Origin of the sequence: Ruminococcus turbiniformis (genome assembly GCF_020687545.1) — a bacterium.
GTDB classification, from domain to species: Bacteria; Bacillota; Clostridia; order Lachnospirales; family Lachnospiraceae; genus Mediterraneibacter; species Mediterraneibacter turbiniformis.
The window spans coordinates 29,288-45,843 of record NZ_JAJEQX010000021.1 but is presented as its reverse complement, the minus strand read 5'-3'; the positions used below and the strand labels follow the sequence as shown (position 1 = coordinate 45,843).

Sequence of the window (16,556 nt, the reverse complement as noted above, 5' to 3'; positions counted from 1 at the left end):
AAAGCGGTCTGCACCATGCAGGCCGTTTCTTTTTTGGAAAGGAGGTCTCCCTTATGGCAACCACACGCATCATGCCGCTGCATATCGGCAAGGGTCGGACTGAGAGCCGTGCCATCAGCGATATTATTGACTATGTGGCAAATCCCCAAAAGACCGACAACGGAAAATTGATTACCAGCTATGGATGTGACAGCCGCACTGCTGATGCAGAGTTTCTGTTGGCAAAGCGGCAGTATATTGCCGCCACCGGACGAGTGCGCGGTACAGATGATGTGATCGCCTACCATGTGCGCCAGTCGTTCAGGCCCGGAGAGATCACACCGGAGGAAGCCAACCGGCTGGGCATAGAATTTGCCAGGCGGTTCACCAAAGGCAATCATTCCTTTGTGGTCTGCACCCACATCGACAAATCGCATATTCATAATCACATCATCTGGTCGGCGGTCAATATGGATTGTGACCGGAAGTTCCGTAACTTTTGGGGAAGCACCAGAGCTGTTCGACGTTTAAGTGACACCATTTGTATCGAGAACGGACTATCCATTGTGGAGAACCCCAAGCCCCACGGAAAAAGCTACAACAAGTGGCTGGGCGAACAAGCCAAGCCCTCCCATCGGGAACAGCTACGGGTGATGATTGACCGGGCGCTGGAGCAAAAGCCAGCAGACTTTGACACACTTCTGCAACTGCTTTCCGAGATGGGCTGCGAGGTATCTCGGCGCGGGAAAGCAATCCGCCTTAAAGCTCCCGGCTGGAAGAATGTAGCCCGTATGGATGACAAGCTGGGAGCCGGGTACAGCGAAACAGAAATCCGTGCGGTGCTGGCTGGAGAAAAGCAGCACACGCCCCGCAAGAAATCCACCGTGCAGCCGGAGCCACCCAAGGTCAATTTGCTGGTGGATATTCAGGCAAAATTGCAGGCCGGGAAAGGTGCTGGATATGCACGCTGGGCCAAGGTTTTTAACTTAAAACAGATGGCGCAGACCGTGAATTTTCTTACCGAACATCACCTACTGGACTATACAGAGCTGGAAGAAAAAGCGGTGGCGGCTACCGCCCATCACAATGAGCTGTCAGCGCAGATTAAGGCGACGGAGAAACGCATGGCAGAGATCGCCGTCCTGCGTACCCATATCGTTAATTATGCCAAGACCCGCGAGACCTATGTTGCCTATCGCAAGGCCGGTTATTCCCGAAAATTTCGGGAGGAACATGAGCAAGAAATTCTGCTCCATCAGGCGGCAAAAAATGCCTTTGATGAGATGGGAGTGAAGAAGCTGCCCAAGGTCAAAGACCTGCAATCTGAGTATGCCAAACTGCTGGAGGAAAAGAAGAAAACCTACGCCGAGTACCGGCGTTCCCGTGAGGAAATGCGGGAACTTTTGACGGCAAAGGCCAATGTGGATCGGCTGCTGAAAATGGATGAGGAACAGAAAAAAGAACAAGAAAAAGACCACGGCCAGCGGTAAGCCGGTCATGGTCATAAGCGTCCATCGGACGCGTAGCCGCAGAATGAAATTCTGCGTTCAAAGGGGCTTGGGGGCGCTGCCCTCAACAAGCAAAGCAGAGGGGGAAATCACGTCAGGATTTTTCCCTCTGTGGGCCGAGTGTATTAACACCGGCATTGCTTGCCACTTTTGTTCGCAAACAATATCCGTATCCTTTACACGATGATTTACTTTTATTATCATAGTCGTAATAAGTATATAAACTACTTACATATAAGCACCTAAAATATGAAAGGGCTGATAAAATGATGACCTTTGAAAAGGTTTTAGAAGTATTCAACGATTACCTAAATAAAGATAGTGTTTTGGAGGTGGTGAACACTAAGCGAGGATACACCGTTATGATTTGGGATGAAAAAGATGAGCAATGGTTTGGTGTGGAACATTGCAAAGCCCCCGAGCTTTTACGGGATGCCTTACTTGATGGCTATCGTGATTTTTTAGAGCAACAACTTACTCATAACCGCAGGAGTTTAACCGAAACAGAAATCTTAGATATTCAAAACCGATGTGAACAGCTTTATGATTTGTGTGGAGAATAAAAAAATAACCTAAAAAGTGCGATAGCCTGTGTAGGTGTCGCACTTTTTTCAGTTGGCTTGGCTTACGAAAACAGCGTTAATTATTCCGCAGTTTCTCTTGCCTTTTTCAAGCCTTGAGCCGTAGCTTCCATCACGATAAGCTCCTTTTCTTCCATATCATTCAACAGTACATCAACTTGTTTGCGGCGATTGTTGTCGCCATCTTCATTGCATGGAAAAAAGAACTGGTCTACAGAGATGTCAAGCAAGGTAGTAATGAGATAAAATTTGTTAAGCCTTGGGTGCTGCCCCCTGTTCTCTATATACATAATAGAGCGTGGCGTAAGGTCTACCAGTTGGGCAAGATATTCCTGTGTCCACCCTTTTGCTTCCCGAGCTTTTTTTATCGCTATACCTAACGGCTTAAAATCAAGTTTTCTTTCATCTTGGTACATTTTAATATCATCCTATATCATTGTACATTTCGGGTGATGATATTTGAACGAAGTATGATTTTATGTTTAGTAGTGTATAATTTCGTATTAGTGGAGAGAAACTTGCTATTATTCGTCATTCCGTATATAATAATTATATACTCTTTGCGAAAGGAAGTTGATATTATGAATTACATTTCTGTGAAAGCCGCTTCTGAAAAATGGGGCATATCGGAAAGACGGATACAAAAATTATGTGAGGAAAATCGCATTGACGGAACTGAAAAATTTGGTCGTGCATGGATGATACCAAAAGATGCAGAAAAACCCGTTGATGGACGTATGAAAACAAGGAACAAACAGGAGGAGAATCATGGAATTTAATGAAAAGCTACAACAGCTTAGGACTGGAAAGAACTTAACGCAGGAACAACTTGCGGAGCAATTATATGTATCAAGAACAGCCATTTCAAAATGGGAAAGCGGCAAGGGTTACCCTAACATTGAGTCGCTCAAGTGTATTTCTAAATTCTTTTCTGTGACCATAGATGAACTGCTATCGGGCGAAGAACTGATTACACTTGCCGAAACTGAAAATCGTTCCAACTTGAAAAAAATTTACAGTTTCATTTATGGAATATTAGATATGATGGCGGTTACTTTTATACTTTTGCCGTTGTATGGTAACGGTAACCTTGTTGACGGATATATTTATTCTGTCAATCTACTTTCATTTACAGACACTACCCCAATATATCTTGCAATCTATTGGATTGTTTTTATTGTTTTGATTGCACTTGGGATAGCGAAACTGATGTGTGTTTGTTTTGAAAAGGAATCATGGAGCAACATAATCACAAAATGCTCTCTCGTGCTGAGTACGCTTTTTATCTGCTTCTTCGCTGCGGCAAGACAACCCTATGTAACCGCCCTTATGTTTCTGCTATTTGTTGCTAAAATATTTGTCTGGATAAAGCAAACCCAAACAAAGTAAAATGCCATAAACCCTTTAAAATAGGCTCTGACACGATAAGTGTCGGAGCTTTTTTCGTGCTGACATCTATTGTGTCGGCATTGTGACGGTAGATTTCTTGGCTTCTATGCAATACTCGTGGATAATAAGATTGTGGTCAGCGAAAACAAGAACAGCAACCCACGGAAAGGAGAATCAAATATGGATTATATCATTGAAACAGAAAATCTTACGAAGCGATACGGAACAGCCACCGTTGTCGATAAGGTAAATCTTCATGTGCCAAAGGGCAAAATTTATGGCTTGCTCGGCAGAAACGGAGCAGGCAAAACCACAGCAATGAAAATGATGTTGCAGCTTGCTTTCCCAACGGAGGGAACGGTACGCTTGTTTGGCACAAACTATAAGGAAAATATCCATACCCTTTATAGCAAAGTAGGCTCTATTATCGAAACACCGGGATTTTACAGTAATTTAACAGGGTATGAGAATTTGCAAATTCTCGCTAAACTGCGAGGGGGAGTATCTAAAAGTGGAGTAGAAAAAGCTCTTGAAGTTGTGGGGCTGCATAAGGAGAAAAGAAAAGTCTTTTCCGATTATTCCCTCGGAATGAAGCAACGGCTTGGTATTGCCGCCGCCATTATGCACGAGCCGGAGCTTTTAATACTTGACGAACCGATTAACGGACTTGACCCCATTGGAATAGTTGAAATACGCTCATTTTTATCTGAACTTAGTCACAATCATGGCATTACCATTTTTATCTCAAGCCATGTTTTAAGCGAGATTGAACAGATAGCAGATATTATCGGCGTTATGCACGAGGGGCATTTAGTAGAGGAAGTGAATATATCCGAGCTTCACAAAAGGAATCGAAAATACATTCAATTTGATTTATCTGACAGTGAGATAGCCGGAAAGATTTTAGAAAACCACTACCACATGACGGATTTTACAGTGCAGGACGGTACGGTGAGAATTTATGACTTTAGCCAAAGTGTTGGAGAAATCAATCGAGAATTTGCACGAAATGGACTGCTCGTGACAAGGATAAATGATAGTGAGGAAAACTTAGAGGACTACTTTTCTAAACTGATTGGAGGTGGCGGTATTGCTTAATCTTATTTCTTGTGAATTATTAAAACTAAAGCGTTCAAAAATGGTGCTAATTAGTGTGGCAGGGGTATTATCTACCCCACTTTTGATGTTAATAGAAGCCTTGCAAACACATTTTGATAAGCCGGAGATTATCTTTACCTTGTCTGACATATACAGCGACAGTGTACTGTATATCATGCTGCTGGTAAACATTATGATATATGTGGCAATTGCAGCTTACTTGTTTAGCAGAGAGTACACAGAAAGCACCCTCAAAACCATATTGCCCATACCCATTTCAAGGACAAAACTATTAATTGGAAAATTTTGCACCCTGCTTCTTTGGATTGTTATGCTAACCCTTGTAACATGGGCAGGTATATTTATCGTTTGTGGGCTATATGACGCTGTCTTTACATTGGAGGGATATAGCTTACTAGTGGCAATAGTATGGCTCCCCAAGTTTTTGTTTGGCAGTATCCTGATGTTTTTAACAGTTTCTCCTTTTGTGTTTGTTGCTATGAAAACAAAAGGATTTGTCGCCCCGATGATTGGCTCTGCCGTGATTGTCATGGGAAGTGCCGCACTTTCAAATCAAGAATGGGGAGCGTTGTATCCGTGGACAGCCACCTATTTCTTGGTGCAGGGTAAACTTCAGAGTACCGGCTATCCTACACTGCTGTCTGTATCTATTATTATTCTTGTATCAGCAGTTGGTTTTCTTATGACCTTTCATCATTTTAAAAAGGAGGATTTGAAATAATGGTACTTGATTTTATAGAAATTTTAAAAGTTATTTTTCTTGGAATTGTTGAGGGTATTACTGAGTGGCTACCTATCAGCAGCACAGGACATATGATTCTTGTGGACGAATTTATCACACTTAATATGAGCGAAGCATTTAAAGAAATGTTTTTTGTTGTTATTCAACTTGGAGCTATACTCGCAGTGGTTGTAATGTTTTGGAACAAGATGTTTCCCTTTCAATTTAAGAACAAAGCACAGTCAATTGTTAAAAAGGATACTTTCTCGTTGTGGTTCAAGGTTGCGGTAGCTTGTGTACCGTCAGCTATTATGGGGATTCTATTTGATGATTATTTGGATGCTTACCTCCAAACCCCCATTGTGATTTCAATCATGTTAATCTTTTATGGTTTGTTATTCATTCTCATAGAAAATTGGAATAAAAAGCGTACTCCTACTACTATGGCACTTTCTGACATCAGCTATAAAACAGCAATCTTGATAGGGGCATTTCAAGTGTTATCACTTATACCCGGCACATCACGGTCGGGAGCAACGATTATAGGTGCTTTACTCATAGGAGTTTCACGAGTGGCAGCAGCAGAGTTTACTTTTTTCCTCGCAGTACCTACTATGCTTGGAGCAAGTGCTTTTAAGCTGTTAAAATTCGGGTTTGAATTTACAAGTGCAGAACTGCTCGCTCTTGTTCTCGGTATGGCTGTGGCATTTGCGGTATCTGTCTTAGTAATTAAATTCCTAATGAACTTTATCAAAAAACATGATTTTAAGGTGTTTGGTTGGTATCGAATTGTGCTTGGTATACTTGTTGTACTTATAAAATCTTAATAATGCGTTTTCTTTGTGCGCGAATAAAAATGCCAGTTGGTCCTTAAGATCAGCTGGCATTTTTGTTTCTGGGGATGGAAAACAACCCAGAGATTCTCGTTGTCGATCTCCTCCTGATTTTAGTTTGCATGGTGAATTTTGCAAATTGAATCTACAGGAGGTTAATAATGGGATTTAATTATGGATATGAGAAAAAGAAGTTTGATAGTAGATGGAAGCGTTTAGAAGTTGAGTATTGTGATGCAGGGATGAGCGAAGAACAGATTGCTGCCATGAAAGAATATGACTGGGCATGGTTTTGCAGTCAAAGGGTTTTTCAAAACCATACGCAACCAATACCTTGTGAACAATATGATGAAGTATGTGGTCAATCACAGCTGTTCCGAAAGTTTGCATCGTTATCTTATCAATGGGATGTTGATAAGATTGATCAAACGCGATATGGATGGTTGGCTTCGGTGGAAAACGAACAACTACTGTTGAGATTGAAGAAGCTGTCGAAGAAAGATTTGGAGCTATTGACATTACTTTTTGTGGATGGTTATCGTCAAATTGATGTAGCACGTCTTTGGCATTGTTCCAGAAGTGCTGTTGCACAAAGATTTAAAAAAATAAAAAAATTTTTGAATAACACTTAACAAATGAAGCGTATCAGTGCCTACCCATTGAGGGAAGAACATTCTCCCAATGTGGAGCTTGACAATTTCATAGACGGCATTTCCGGTACATAACCTATGTACGAGCGAATCAGGCACGCCGCGAAGATGGACAGCCCCAGGAGGTGATGAATAGGACTGTTCCGAGCGATCCACGTCAGCCTGATACCCGAAAGTGGCATTTCAGGGCGCGATGACTGCATAGGGGTTAAAGATACTTCCTCACGGCCTCCTAAAGACTTGGGGGGAACTCTGCGGCGCACGAGTAAAACGACGCTGTGGAGTTATGACAGCCGCGCCAGCGGAGACCGGAATGTCCCCATCGCCAGGGGTGCGTGGCAAATGTGGCGAGTAAATTTTTCAAAGTCAGATACCATGCGCTGGCAGCTTCGGTTGCCAGCGCATTCATGTGATTTTGAAAGCAACAACCACATCTTTGACAGAAAGGGGGACCACCTATGGAAAAATTGATTTCGCGGAAAGAGGCTGCCAAATTACTGGGGATTAGCATTGCCACTTTGGATGCAGCTCGAAACAGTGGGCTAATTTCCTATGTTCAGTATGTGCAAAATGGTTGCGTGTACTTTACAGATGCTGGCCTTCAGGAGTATATCGCAAAATGCACCCATCGTGCAAAGCCAGTGGAAAAAAGCGCTACATACCGCAAGCTGCGAAGTGTCCGAGCTTGAGCTGTTCCGTATCCTTGCTGGAACCTAATATGTCTGATAAAACAAAGGTACAGCGCTGGACATTATTCTTAGGAGGTGACGGAATTGGCAAAAAGAAAAAGGGCAATTCCTCAATATGGTACGGTCGTGCTTAACGGCATTGAATATTATAGAACCAGAGTCGAAGATTCGGATGGAAACAGAGTGGCGCTTTATGCAAAGACGCCCGAAAAGCTTTATGACAAGGAACTGGAGGCGTTAGAGCAGATTGACAGTACTACGTTTCGTCGAAGATCGCCTACGGTTGCTGAGTACTGTGAGAAGTGGCTGCTGATGCAGTCCGTCCATGTTCGGGCCACCACCTTGACAGATTATACCTCTAAGGTGCGGCGGCACATTATTGGAGGGCTGGGAGACAAGAGAATGGCTGATGTATCCCTGGATGACATCCAACTTGCCCTCGTACCTGTTTCCAAGAAGTCGGCTTCGGTTTATAAGTCTGTGGTGATTCTCTGCAAGTCCATTTTCCGGGCGGCCAAGGAGAGCCATGTGATTGACGAGGACCCGACCATATACCTGGATGCAAAGGGAGGAGTTCCCCAGGAAGAAAGACAGGCATTGACGGATGAACAGGTTGAGCGGCTTTTGGACACGATCCGGGATTTGCCGCCCTATGTATTTGTGATGATCGGTTTATATGCCGGTCTGCGCCGGGAAGAAATCCTGGCGCTGCAATGGGATTCTGTGTATCTGGATGCAGAGGCTCCGTACTTAACGGTACGGCGGGCATGGCACACAGAACATAACAGGCCGGTCATTCTTACCGAGCTAAAGACCAAAGCGGCACAAAGAAACATTCCTCTCCCGGTCTGTCTGGTTGAATGTCTGAAAGATGCAAAGAAAAAATCCACTTCGGATTATGTGATTGCCAATCGGGACGGTGATCCGCTATCCTATACACAGTTTAAGCGGCTGTGGCAGTATATTGTGACGCGGACTGCAAAGCCGAGAATGGCCAGAAAACTTGTGGACGGAAAGTATGTAAAATATATGCTTTACCCGAAACTTGGAGAAAAAGCCAGGAATAACGGCCATGTGGTATATAGCCTGGATTTTGAAGTGACACCGCATCAGCTGCGGCACACCTACATCACCAATCTGATTCATTCTTCGGTGGACCCCAAAACGGTACAATATTTGGCGGGCCATGAAAGCAGCAAAATCACGATGGACATTTACGCAAAGGTCAAATACAACAGGCCGGATGATCTTGTCAAAGCAATGGGCTGTGCCTTTGACTTATGGGACGCTGTGTAAGTTCCGAACAATTCAGAAAATGAAGTAAGAGCGAGACAAGGATGTCTCGCTCTTAGTTTTTCCTTGGCCGTATCTTTGATTCAATTTGAAATCTCTGATAAAAAGGAGGTGTAGATACATCACCACGCGAGAAAGGAAATTAATTATGGCAAAGAAGAAAAAAAACATACCTCAATATGGAACCGTCACACGAAAGGGTGTCCTGTATTACAGAACCCGGATTCTGGACGCAGACGGCAAGCAGGTGAGCTTGTATGGGACTACCTGCGAGGAACTGTACGATAAAGAGCAGGAGGCGAGACGCCAGGTAGCGGAGATCATCTTCCACCGGGAGCATCCTACTGTGGCCGAGTATTGTGAGAAGTGGCTGTTGATGCAATCCGCAAAAGTGTCGCCGGCTACACTGAAGGGCTACGCCTCCAATATGAAGAACTACATTATCAAGCCTTTGGGAGATATGTATATGGAGGAAGTAACAGCGGATGATATTCGTCTGGCGCTGATCCCATTGTCCAATAAGTCCGAGAGCCTGCACAATACGGTGAATATGCTCCTCAAGTGCATTTTTTACTCGGCAGAGCGGAGCCAGTTGCTGGAATACAATCCGTGTGAGGGGATTTCGGCAAAAGGAGGGAAACCGACCCAAAAGAAAGATTCGCTGACAGACCAGCAGGTGGAAGTGCTGCTGGAAACCGTCAAAGGACTTCCGCCGTATCTGTTTACCATGATCGGCTTATATGCCGGTCTGCGCCGAGAAGAAGCTCTCGCCTTGCAATGGGATTGTGTGTTCCTCGATGCACCCACTCCATATATCTCTGTGCGGCGCGCATGGCGATCAGAGCATAACAGACCGGTTATCTCTACAACGCTTAAGACGAAAGCAGCAAGAAGGGATATTCCCATTCCCAAATGCCTTGTGAATTGTCTGCGGGAAGCCAAGGCTGCCTCCAAATCGGAATATGTGATTGCCGATAGTGAGGGACAGCCCTTGTCATATTCGCAGTTCAAACGTGTCTGGCAGTACATCGTTGTTCGGTCTACCAAGGAGCGTACCTATTATAAGTATGTGAACGGACAGAGCATCAAGTACACTGTTCAGCCGAGTCTGGGAGGACATCAGAAAAACAATCCCAACATTGTGTATAGCCTGGACTTCGATGTGACACCGCACCTGCTGCGGCATACCTACATCACCAATCTTCTGTATGCAGGTGTTGACCCCAAGACGGTCCAGTACCTTGCCGGACATGAGAACAGCAAGACAACTATGGACATCTATGCAAGAGTAAAGTATAATAAACCAGAACAGCTATTCGATGTAGTAAATTCTGCATTTCATCAAGCTGTCCCCTCGTAAAAGTGGCCTGTTTTTTGGTTAAGGAATAGGACAACCGAGGGGCCGAGGCTCAAAAAAGCCCGGAATATCAAGGAAAATCATCGCTCAGACGATTGAAATACGGCCTCAAGGCTGCCCGTCGCGCGCCTCAGTTCTCCAAGAGATAACCGAACAGTTATTGAAATTGCAGGCAAACCCTGGAAACATCACGTTTCCGGGGTTTTTCTTTTTACCCTGGAAACGCGGTGAAACGGGGGGAAACCGGGTGAAAATCACCGGATTAGCAGCGCGTTTGTAACACGTTTGCAACAAAAATATCTTTACTCAAGAGTCCTGTTTATGGCGTCAATCAGGATCCGTACATCCAGATGGGTGTAGACCTTTTCGGTCAGTGTCATGGCTCCGGAATGCCCCACAATTTTCTTGATGACCGTTTCCTGCACACTGGCTTCGGACAGCATGGAGATACAGGTGTGGCGGGTGCAGTGCGGTGTCCGCTGGATACCGATCTGCTCCATCAGGGGTGTCCAGTAACTGTCAAAGTAGTTGCGATACTTGAACGGTTTTCCGTCTTCTGTATGGAGAAGATATTCACATTCCGGGCAGGAGTTGTACCAGTTCCGGTAGAACGGGAGCAGCTTGTCGGCAATGGGCACTTTCCGGATACCGTTTTCTGTTTTGCTGTCGATCACATCAAAATACTGCTCATCCAGGTGTACATTTACTTTTTTCAGGGACAGGAATTCGGAAATCCGGGTGCCGTTATAGAGCAGCATGAGGACAATCTGGTAATACTTATCATCCTGCATGGTCCAGATTCTGTCGATCTCTTCCCTGGGAAATTTGTTCCTGCTGTGTTTGTTCGGGTTCCGGTCTTTGTACTGCGCGATATCCACGTAGGTGGAATAATCTTTGTTGCAGATATCATTCTTCAGGGCAAATCCGTACAGCTGGTTAAACAGGATCTTTACTTTCTTCAGTGTCGGATAATTTTTGCCGCAGGTATCGATCACCTGCTGAAGATCCGCCAGTTTCAGGTCTTTGAAAACCCGGTGGTAAAGGAGGGTACAGGCCTTGTAGGAGGCTGTGTATCCTTTTACATTGCTTTCAGATACGGTCGGATATTTCTTCTTTGACCATTCTTCGTACACCTCGGAAAAAGTCATTTTTGCGGCTTTCGTATCATAAGGATTATGATTATAATCAGCCAGCATCTCCAGCCCTTCGGATTTTGTCCGGGCATAGCCGATGATAATATATTCTGCAATCTTCTTTTCTTTTACGGGATCGATCCGGTATCCCGTTGTCTTGCGGACCATATATGGTTTTCTCCGTTTTCCGGATAATTTCACTACACTTCCGTAGCCGTTTGGTAATTTCATTCAGTCATTGCTCCTTTCCTTTGAAGGACTTATGATCTGAACTGCTCCTTTAAAAAGGCGTTCCGGCGGCTGATGCGCTCTTCCTCTGTCAGTTCTTCCGTTTCCCTTTCGGATAACGGGACAGCTGCATAGTAGGCCAGTGTCTTGTCTTTCCAGTCCTGATAGGAACTGGCAGAATGGCCATATGCAGCATATTCCTCTCTGTTTTCCCTGAATTCTTCCAGGAATAAACACATATCTGCATTTTCGGAGGACGACAGGTCTTTGCCGTTGAAGGTAATGGAGCACTCCCAGCGGTCGTGTTCCGGCGGACGCTTCACATCAATCCGGAAGCCGAGCTCCCGGATCTGATCCAGCTGGAAGAGAAACTGCATGACGTCTGCCATATTGGTCAGCGGCTTCTCCTGCGTGTCATAGCCGGTCAGATAAGTAGAAGTGGTGTCCAGTACCCCGGCAAGTTCGTTGATCATGGCGAGCGACACTTCAATCTCTCCGCTTTCGTATTTCTGGATTGTGCGGAGAGATTTGCCAAGTGCGGCTGCCAGCTGCGTCTGATTCATGCCTTTTTGTTTTCGGGCAGTCCGGATTCTCAGTCCGATCTGTTTCGTATCATGTTTCATGATTGAATTCACCTCTCTTTCGTTCATCTTACCACATTAAAATACGAATTACAAGTGCGGATTTTTAGAAAAACATCTTGACGCACGCTATTTTAATGCGTATAATAAAATACGAACTAATAGTGCGGTTCACGTGTAGAGAAAGGAAATAGCAAGAGGAAAAGTGCACTAAAAATACGGATATCGAATCCGGAAGGAGGTGAAGATAATGGAAAAGAAAATGTATGTGGAGCTGCCGCCGTTTACAGGCAGAAATGTTCCGATCAAAGAGATCGCCCGGGCAATGGGAAAAGATCCTCATTATGTGAGGCTTGCCATCCAGCAGGGTGTCGTCAAGTTCGGTGTGGCGATGAAAGTGGGGGACGCCAGCGAATTCAGTTATTACTGCCCGGACCGTAAAGTCTGGGAAGAAACCGGATACTTCCGGGATGTGACAAAAGAAAAAGCCCATGCATAATCGCACGGGCAAATTCTCCAGAGGTATTGCTACACTCTGACCTAGCAACTCAAGTATAGCAAATACCTCTGCGAGATACAATGAAAAATTTCAGCAGAGGAGGTTATAAGTGAATATATTTCAGGAAGTAAAATCATACGTTACCGCAAGGCAGGCGGCGGAGCAGTACGGGATCCGGGTCGGCAGGAACCAGATGGCATGCTGTCCGTTTCATGACGATCATCATCCCAGCATGAAAATTGATACTAATTATTATTGTTTTGCCTGCGGAGCAAAAGGAGATGTGATCGGGCTGACTGCCGGTCTGTTCGGTCTGTCGCCTTACGAAGCGGCCAGAAAACTGATTGCGGATTTTCAGCTGCCGTTGACAGCAGAGAAACGTTGGGAAAGACGAAAAAAATACAGAAACAGGAATCCGGTTTCTGTCAAAGAGAAGATGACAGACTGGCACCGGCATGCGGTAAAAATTCTGATTGATTATCTGTCATGGATCCGGTTTTGGAAACGGTTCTATGGATCGGAACCGGACGCCTTTGAGCAGGAACAATTTCTGGAGGCGTTGGAAAACGAGAGGAAGATCAATGATTATCTGGATATTCTTCTGACTGGAAGCGGAGAAGAAATTGCAGAATTCTTTATCTGTAAACGGAAGGAGGTGGCGGAGATTGAGCAGCATGTGGAACGATATCAGCGAGGAGTCCATGCGGAAATTAGAGCGTATTGCAGAGGATGAAATGCTGACCCAGGGGGAGATACGGGAGAACCTGGACGTGACAGAGAAAGGAAAGATCCGTCAGTCCATCCAAAACTGTAAATATGCGCTGGAACATGATCCGTATCTGCAGGGAGCAATTTGCAGAAATGAAATGACCTGCCAGATCGACATTATGAAAAAGGTTCCATGGAAACGCCGGGGCGTCCAGATGACGGATACGGATATGAACAATCTGTCCCTTTATCTGGAAAAGAATTACGGACTGACCAGTGACAGGGTGATCGCCAAGGCGGTGGATATTGTGGCAAACGATAACAGCTTCCATCCCATTATTAATCTGCTGGAAAGTCTGACCTGGGACGGAACGCCGAGGATCCGCAACATGCTTACCCATTTCTTCGGGGCGTCTGATCCGGAATATTCCGGTGAGATTATGAAAATGCATATGCTTGCGGCCATCAGCCGTCTGTATGACCCGGGGAAGAAATATGATATCATGCTCTGTCTGGTGGGCGGACAGGGAACCGGGAAATCTACATTTTTCAAATATCTGGCGATCCGGGATGAGTGGTTTACCGATGATGTGAAACGGCTGGATGATAAGAGGGTTTATGAATATCTGCAGGGACACTGGATTGTAGAAATGTCAGAAATGAATGCGGTGGCCAATGCCAGGAGTATTGAGGAAACAAAATCATTCCTGAGCAGACAGAAGGATACCTACCGGATCCCCTATGAGAGGCGGGCAGAAGACCGGTACCGGCAGTGTGTATTCTGCGGAACTTCCAATGATCTTGCATTCCTGCCCTTTGACAGGACAGGAAACCGCCGGTTCGGACCGGTCAGAGTATGCCCGGAAAAAGCAGAAACGACCATTTACAGTAATGAGAAAGAGTCCAGGGAATACATCCTGCAGGCATGGGCGGAAGCCATGGAGATATACCGAAGCGGAGATTTTTCCCTCACATTCTCGCCGGATATGGAAGATTATGTGAAAGCACTCCAGAAAGAGTTTATGCCGGAAGATACCCAGACGGGCATGATCCAGGCGTTCCTGGACCGTTATGAGGAAGACTATGTATGTTCTACCATCATTTATCAGGAAGTGTTCCACCATGAAGGGATGGTGCCGAAATGGCAGTCCAAAGAGATTGGCGACCTGATGGATAATGAGATCATCGGATGGGAAAAACACGGGACACACCGGTTCCCGGGAAGCCTTGGAACTCAGCGTTCCTGGAAACGGATCCATCCGAAAAAAGACGGGGACGGCTTTATAAATATAGATGAAAATACAGAGCTGCCCTTTGAATGAAAGATAACTTTTAAAATGTTTTGAGCCTTGTTTACAAAAGTTTGTTTACACAAAAAATGAGAAATCTGTAAACAAGAACCTGTAAACAGGATGAAAAAAACTTTGAAAGTTAAAAACCAGAGAAAAGGAAACAGCCCGGATACGGGCATAAAATAACAGGCGGATACGCCGGAAACCAAGCCCTCGGCGCTTGAGAGCGAAATACACCCATCGCGCAGATCTGACAATCTGCACTCTGTATATTTCGCGACTGCGTCGGGCCGGGACGCCCCGCAGGGCGGCTCAGAACCGAAAGACTGGTTCATTTCTGACGTACCACCGCCGGAAAGGAGATGTATGGCAAATGGAAAGAATTGTTTTATCCAGACGGTCAAACTGCCTCACGTCCGGGGCAGGGTACGTTATATCTCGGATCCAAAGCGGCAGGAAAATCTGTATGCTGCCTATACCAGTGCGGATCCGAAATTCTGGCAGTATCTGTCAAAGGAGAATCAGGCGGATTTTGCCAGAAGCGGAACGGAAGGAAAATGTATTGAGGCCAGGGAACTGATCATCATGCTGCCGCCTGGCCTGATCCATTATGATCATGACACGCTGCTGAAATATTTTACTGCGAAATTTGTGGAACGGTACGGCGTGGCTGTGGCAAGCGCCCTTCACCACAATAAACGGAAAACCAATCTTCATATCCATCTTATTTTTTCAGAGAGAAAAGCTTATGATGAGCCGGTGGAGAAGATCGCTTCAAGAAATATGTTTTACGATGAAACAGGGAAACATGTCCGGACAAAGAAAGAAATCCTGGATGAAAATGGAGAAATCCGTTCCGGCTGCAGGATCATCAAAAAGGGAGAGGTTTACGAAAAGCATTTCTTCCAGCCGAAGAATCCGGAATTCAAGTCAAAAAAATTTACAGAGGATATGAAATATTTCTATACGGATCTGATCAATGAACTGGTGCAGGATCCGGCGGAGAAACTGAAGGTGTTTGATAAGAACAGTCCGTATCTTCCCACCAGAAAGATCGGGAAAAATAATCCGAAAGCAGAGGAGATACGGATCGATAATTATCTCCGGCAGGAGTGGAACAACATGGTAGACCGGGCGGTAGTGGAAGGCGTGACCGAAGAGGAACTGCGCTTTGCAAAGAAAAAAGAGATCACAGATCCGGCGGCAGAATCCATCCGAAGGTCAGGGTGGAAACCGGAGATTTTCCGGACGATCCTGCAAAAGGCGATTGGAAAGCTGCGGGGTTTTATCCAGTATATCAAAGAACTCCGGAATGCAGAATATGACGAGAATGGACAGCCAATATTTCACCGTGACCTGAAATTTGATGTGACGCCGGCGCCGCTGCCGGAGATTGCAAAAGGGAAAAGACCATCTTCAGCAGAGCAGGAAGCAGAAGTAATGAGGCTGGATAACATTCTGCAGAAGATGAAGAAAGCAGAGCAGAGGATCTATGCTGTCGAGAAAGTTCTGATCCGGATGGAGAAAGAACGGAAGGATATTGACGGGAAATGGTTTCATGGAAAAGAAAAGCGGGAACTGGATCAGAAGATTGCCGGAAAACAGCAGGAACTGAAAAAAGCGAAGGCTACACTCGCCGGAATACCTGGACTGCATGGATATGAAAATGCGCTGACAGTGAAAAAAGCATATGCAGCTGCAATGAAGGAACTGAATAAAATCCGCAACAGGCAGAAAGAATGGAATCAGAAAAGCGTTCCGGAAAAACAGTATCTGGTGATCCGAAGTAATAAGCCGGAACAGAGGGCGGAGCGGCAAAGTGTACTGGAGCAGTTGGATAAAAAGAAAAGGGAGATGGAAAAGAGACAGCGAACAAAGAAACGGGGATATGACAGAGATTGTCTGTAAAGAAAAATAGCAGTTGAAATAGAACGGATGTTCTGATAAAATCAAATCAGGCACTGCCAGAGAACGGTAGGCGGTTAGTCCTTCGACA

Annotated in this window: 18 protein-coding genes; 15 read left to right on the top strand and 3 right to left on the bottom strand. The window is 45.2% G+C overall.

Annotation, left to right across the window (positions count from 1 at the left end; translation table 11 throughout):
• Positions 1-53: 53 nt before the first annotated feature.
• Positions 54-1,469, top strand: a complete 1,416-nt coding sequence (locus LKD70_RS11790; protein ID WP_002578499.1) for a relaxase/mobilization nuclease domain-containing protein — start codon at positions 54-56, stop codon at positions 1,467-1,469.
• Between the two features lie 284 nt (positions 1,470-1,753).
• The gene (locus LKD70_RS11785; protein ID WP_002576327.1) at positions 1,754-2,050 is read left to right on the top strand and encodes a hypothetical protein; all 297 of its coding nucleotides are present in this window, start codon (positions 1,754-1,756) and stop codon (positions 2,048-2,050) included.
• An 80-nt stretch (positions 2,051-2,130) separates the two neighbouring features.
• Here the strand turns inward: LKD70_RS11785 and LKD70_RS11780 are convergent, their stop codons facing one another.
• On the bottom strand, positions 2,131-2,490 hold the full coding sequence (locus LKD70_RS11780; protein WP_425330774.1) for a helix-turn-helix domain-containing protein: 360 nt from the start codon (positions 2,488-2,490) through the stop codon (positions 2,131-2,133).
• Between the two features lie 159 nt (positions 2,491-2,649).
• On the opposite strand from LKD70_RS11780, the gene LKD70_RS18645 reads away from it, so the two are divergent.
• The 9 genes from LKD70_RS18645 to LKD70_RS11735 all read left to right on the top strand — a co-directional run bounded on the left by LKD70_RS18645 (position 2,650) and on the right by LKD70_RS11735 (position 10,122).
• Positions 2,650-2,847, top strand: coding sequence for a helix-turn-helix domain-containing protein (locus LKD70_RS18645; protein ID WP_009246557.1), 198 nt, complete (start codon positions 2,650-2,652; stop codon positions 2,845-2,847).
• A complete protein-coding gene (bcrR, locus tag LKD70_RS11770) occupies positions 2,837-3,457 on the top strand; it encodes a bacitracin resistance transcriptional activator BcrR (RefSeq protein WP_087166405.1) in 621 nt (206 codons plus the stop codon). The genes LKD70_RS18645 and bcrR overlap by 11 nt, the downstream gene beginning before the upstream one ends.
• 180 nt (positions 3,458-3,637) lie before the next feature.
• Positions 3,638-4,555, top strand: a complete 918-nt coding sequence (gene bcrA / locus LKD70_RS11765; protein ID WP_002576324.1) for a bacitracin ABC transporter ATP-binding protein BcrA — start codon at positions 3,638-3,640, stop codon at positions 4,553-4,555.
• Complete coding sequence (locus LKD70_RS11760; RefSeq protein WP_002576323.1) at positions 4,548-5,297, top strand: ABC transporter permease; 750 nt, start codon at positions 4,548-4,550, stop codon at positions 5,295-5,297. Before bcrA ends, LKD70_RS11760 begins: the two co-directional genes overlap by 8 nt.
• A complete protein-coding gene (gene bcrD / locus LKD70_RS11755; RefSeq protein WP_002576322.1) occupies positions 5,297-6,124 on the top strand; it encodes a bacitracin resistance undecaprenyl-diphosphatase BcrD in 828 nt (275 codons plus the stop codon). The genes LKD70_RS11760 and bcrD overlap by 1 nt, the downstream gene beginning before the upstream one ends.
• Positions 6,125-6,291: 167 nt before the next feature.
• Positions 6,292-6,762, top strand: coding sequence for an RNA polymerase subunit sigma-73 (locus LKD70_RS11750; protein WP_002576321.1), 471 nt, complete (start codon positions 6,292-6,294; stop codon positions 6,760-6,762).
• 476 nt (positions 6,763-7,238) lie between these two features.
• Positions 7,239-7,469 (top strand): hypothetical protein, encoded by a 231-nt coding sequence (locus tag LKD70_RS11745; RefSeq protein WP_002576320.1) that lies wholly within the window; start codon positions 7,239-7,241, stop codon positions 7,467-7,469.
• Between the two features lie 84 nt (positions 7,470-7,553).
• Positions 7,554-8,765 carry a tyrosine-type recombinase/integrase gene (locus tag LKD70_RS11740; RefSeq protein ID WP_002576319.1) on the top strand — a complete coding sequence of 404 codons (1,212 nt, stop codon included), beginning with the start codon at positions 7,554-7,556 and terminating at the stop codon, positions 8,763-8,765.
• Between the two features lie 145 nt (positions 8,766-8,910).
• On the top strand, positions 8,911-10,122 hold the full coding sequence (locus LKD70_RS11735; RefSeq protein ID WP_002576318.1) for a tyrosine-type recombinase/integrase: 1,212 nt from the start codon (positions 8,911-8,913) through the stop codon (positions 10,120-10,122).
• 299 nt (positions 10,123-10,421) lie between these two features.
• Here LKD70_RS11735 and LKD70_RS11730 read toward each other — a convergent pair whose 3' ends face one another.
• Together LKD70_RS11730 and LKD70_RS11725 are read right to left on the bottom strand one after the other, a co-directional pair.
• On the bottom strand, positions 10,422-11,483 hold the full coding sequence (locus LKD70_RS11730; protein ID WP_227708215.1) for a tyrosine-type recombinase/integrase: 1,062 nt from the start codon (positions 11,481-11,483) through the stop codon (positions 10,422-10,424).
• Positions 11,484-11,512: 29 nt separating this feature from the next.
• On the bottom strand, positions 11,513-12,103 hold the full coding sequence (locus LKD70_RS11725; protein WP_227708214.1) for a helix-turn-helix domain-containing protein: 591 nt from the start codon (positions 12,101-12,103) through the stop codon (positions 11,513-11,515).
• 208 nt (positions 12,104-12,311) lie between these two features.
• On the opposite strand from LKD70_RS11725, the gene LKD70_RS11720 reads away from it, so the two are divergent.
• The 4 genes from LKD70_RS11720 (at position 12,312) to LKD70_RS11705 (ending at position 16,468) form a co-directional block, all read left to right on the top strand.
• Positions 12,312-12,560: a hypothetical protein gene (locus LKD70_RS11720; protein WP_070087366.1), complete on the top strand. Its 249-nt coding sequence runs from the start codon at positions 12,312-12,314 to the stop codon at positions 12,558-12,560.
• A gap of 109 nt (positions 12,561-12,669) precedes the next feature.
• Positions 12,670-13,293, top strand: a complete 624-nt coding sequence (locus LKD70_RS11715; protein WP_227708213.1) for a CHC2 zinc finger domain-containing protein — start codon at positions 12,670-12,672, stop codon at positions 13,291-13,293.
• Positions 13,262-14,590, top strand: a complete 1,329-nt coding sequence (locus LKD70_RS11710) for a VapE domain-containing protein (RefSeq protein ID WP_407690964.1) — start codon at positions 13,262-13,264, stop codon at positions 14,588-14,590. Before LKD70_RS11715 ends, LKD70_RS11710 begins: the two co-directional genes overlap by 32 nt.
• 336 nt (positions 14,591-14,926) lie before the next feature.
• Positions 14,927-16,468 (top strand): MobA/MobL family protein, encoded by a 1,542-nt coding sequence (locus LKD70_RS11705; protein WP_227708212.1) that lies wholly within the window; start codon positions 14,927-14,929, stop codon positions 16,466-16,468.
• Positions 16,469-16,556: the final 88 nt, after the last annotated feature.

What these genes read in the sequence shown, in the direction of transcription:
- LKD70_RS11790 (WP_002578499.1), top strand. Translation starts at nt 54, where the DNA reads ATGGCAACCACACGCATCATGCCGCTGCATATCGGCAAGGGTCGGACT.
- LKD70_RS11785 (WP_002576327.1), top strand. Translation starts at nt 1,754, where the DNA reads ATGATGACCTTTGAAAAGGTTTTAGAAGTATTCAACGATTACCTAAAT.
- LKD70_RS18645 (WP_009246557.1), top strand. Translation starts at nt 2,650, where the DNA reads ATGAATTACATTTCTGTGAAAGCCGCTTCTGAAAAATGGGGCATATCG.
- bcrR (WP_087166405.1), top strand. Translation starts at nt 2,837, where the DNA reads ATGGAATTTAATGAAAAGCTACAACAGCTTAGGACTGGAAAGAACTTA.
- bcrA (WP_002576324.1), top strand. Translation starts at nt 3,638, where the DNA reads ATGGATTATATCATTGAAACAGAAAATCTTACGAAGCGATACGGAACA.
- bcrD (WP_002576322.1), top strand. Translation starts at nt 5,297, where the DNA reads ATGGTACTTGATTTTATAGAAATTTTAAAAGTTATTTTTCTTGGAATT.
- LKD70_RS11750 (WP_002576321.1), top strand. Translation starts at nt 6,292, where the DNA reads ATGGGATTTAATTATGGATATGAGAAAAAGAAGTTTGATAGTAGATGG.
- LKD70_RS11745 (WP_002576320.1), top strand. Translation starts at nt 7,239, where the DNA reads ATGGAAAAATTGATTTCGCGGAAAGAGGCTGCCAAATTACTGGGGATT.
- LKD70_RS11735 (WP_002576318.1), top strand. Translation starts at nt 8,911, where the DNA reads ATGGCAAAGAAGAAAAAAAACATACCTCAATATGGAACCGTCACACGA.
- LKD70_RS11730 (WP_227708215.1), bottom strand. Translation starts at nt 11,483, where the DNA reads ATGAAATTACCAAACGGCTACGGAAGTGTAGTGAAATTATCCGGAAAA.
- LKD70_RS11725 (WP_227708214.1), bottom strand. Translation starts at nt 12,103, where the DNA reads ATGAAACATGATACGAAACAGATCGGACTGAGAATCCGGACTGCCCGA.
- LKD70_RS11720 (WP_070087366.1), top strand. Translation starts at nt 12,312, where the DNA reads ATGGAAAAGAAAATGTATGTGGAGCTGCCGCCGTTTACAGGCAGAAAT.
- LKD70_RS11710 (WP_407690964.1), top strand. Translation starts at nt 13,262, where the DNA reads ATGCGGAAATTAGAGCGTATTGCAGAGGATGAAATGCTGACCCAGGGG.
- LKD70_RS11705 (WP_227708212.1), top strand. Translation starts at nt 14,927, where the DNA reads ATGGCAAATGGAAAGAATTGTTTTATCCAGACGGTCAAACTGCCTCAC.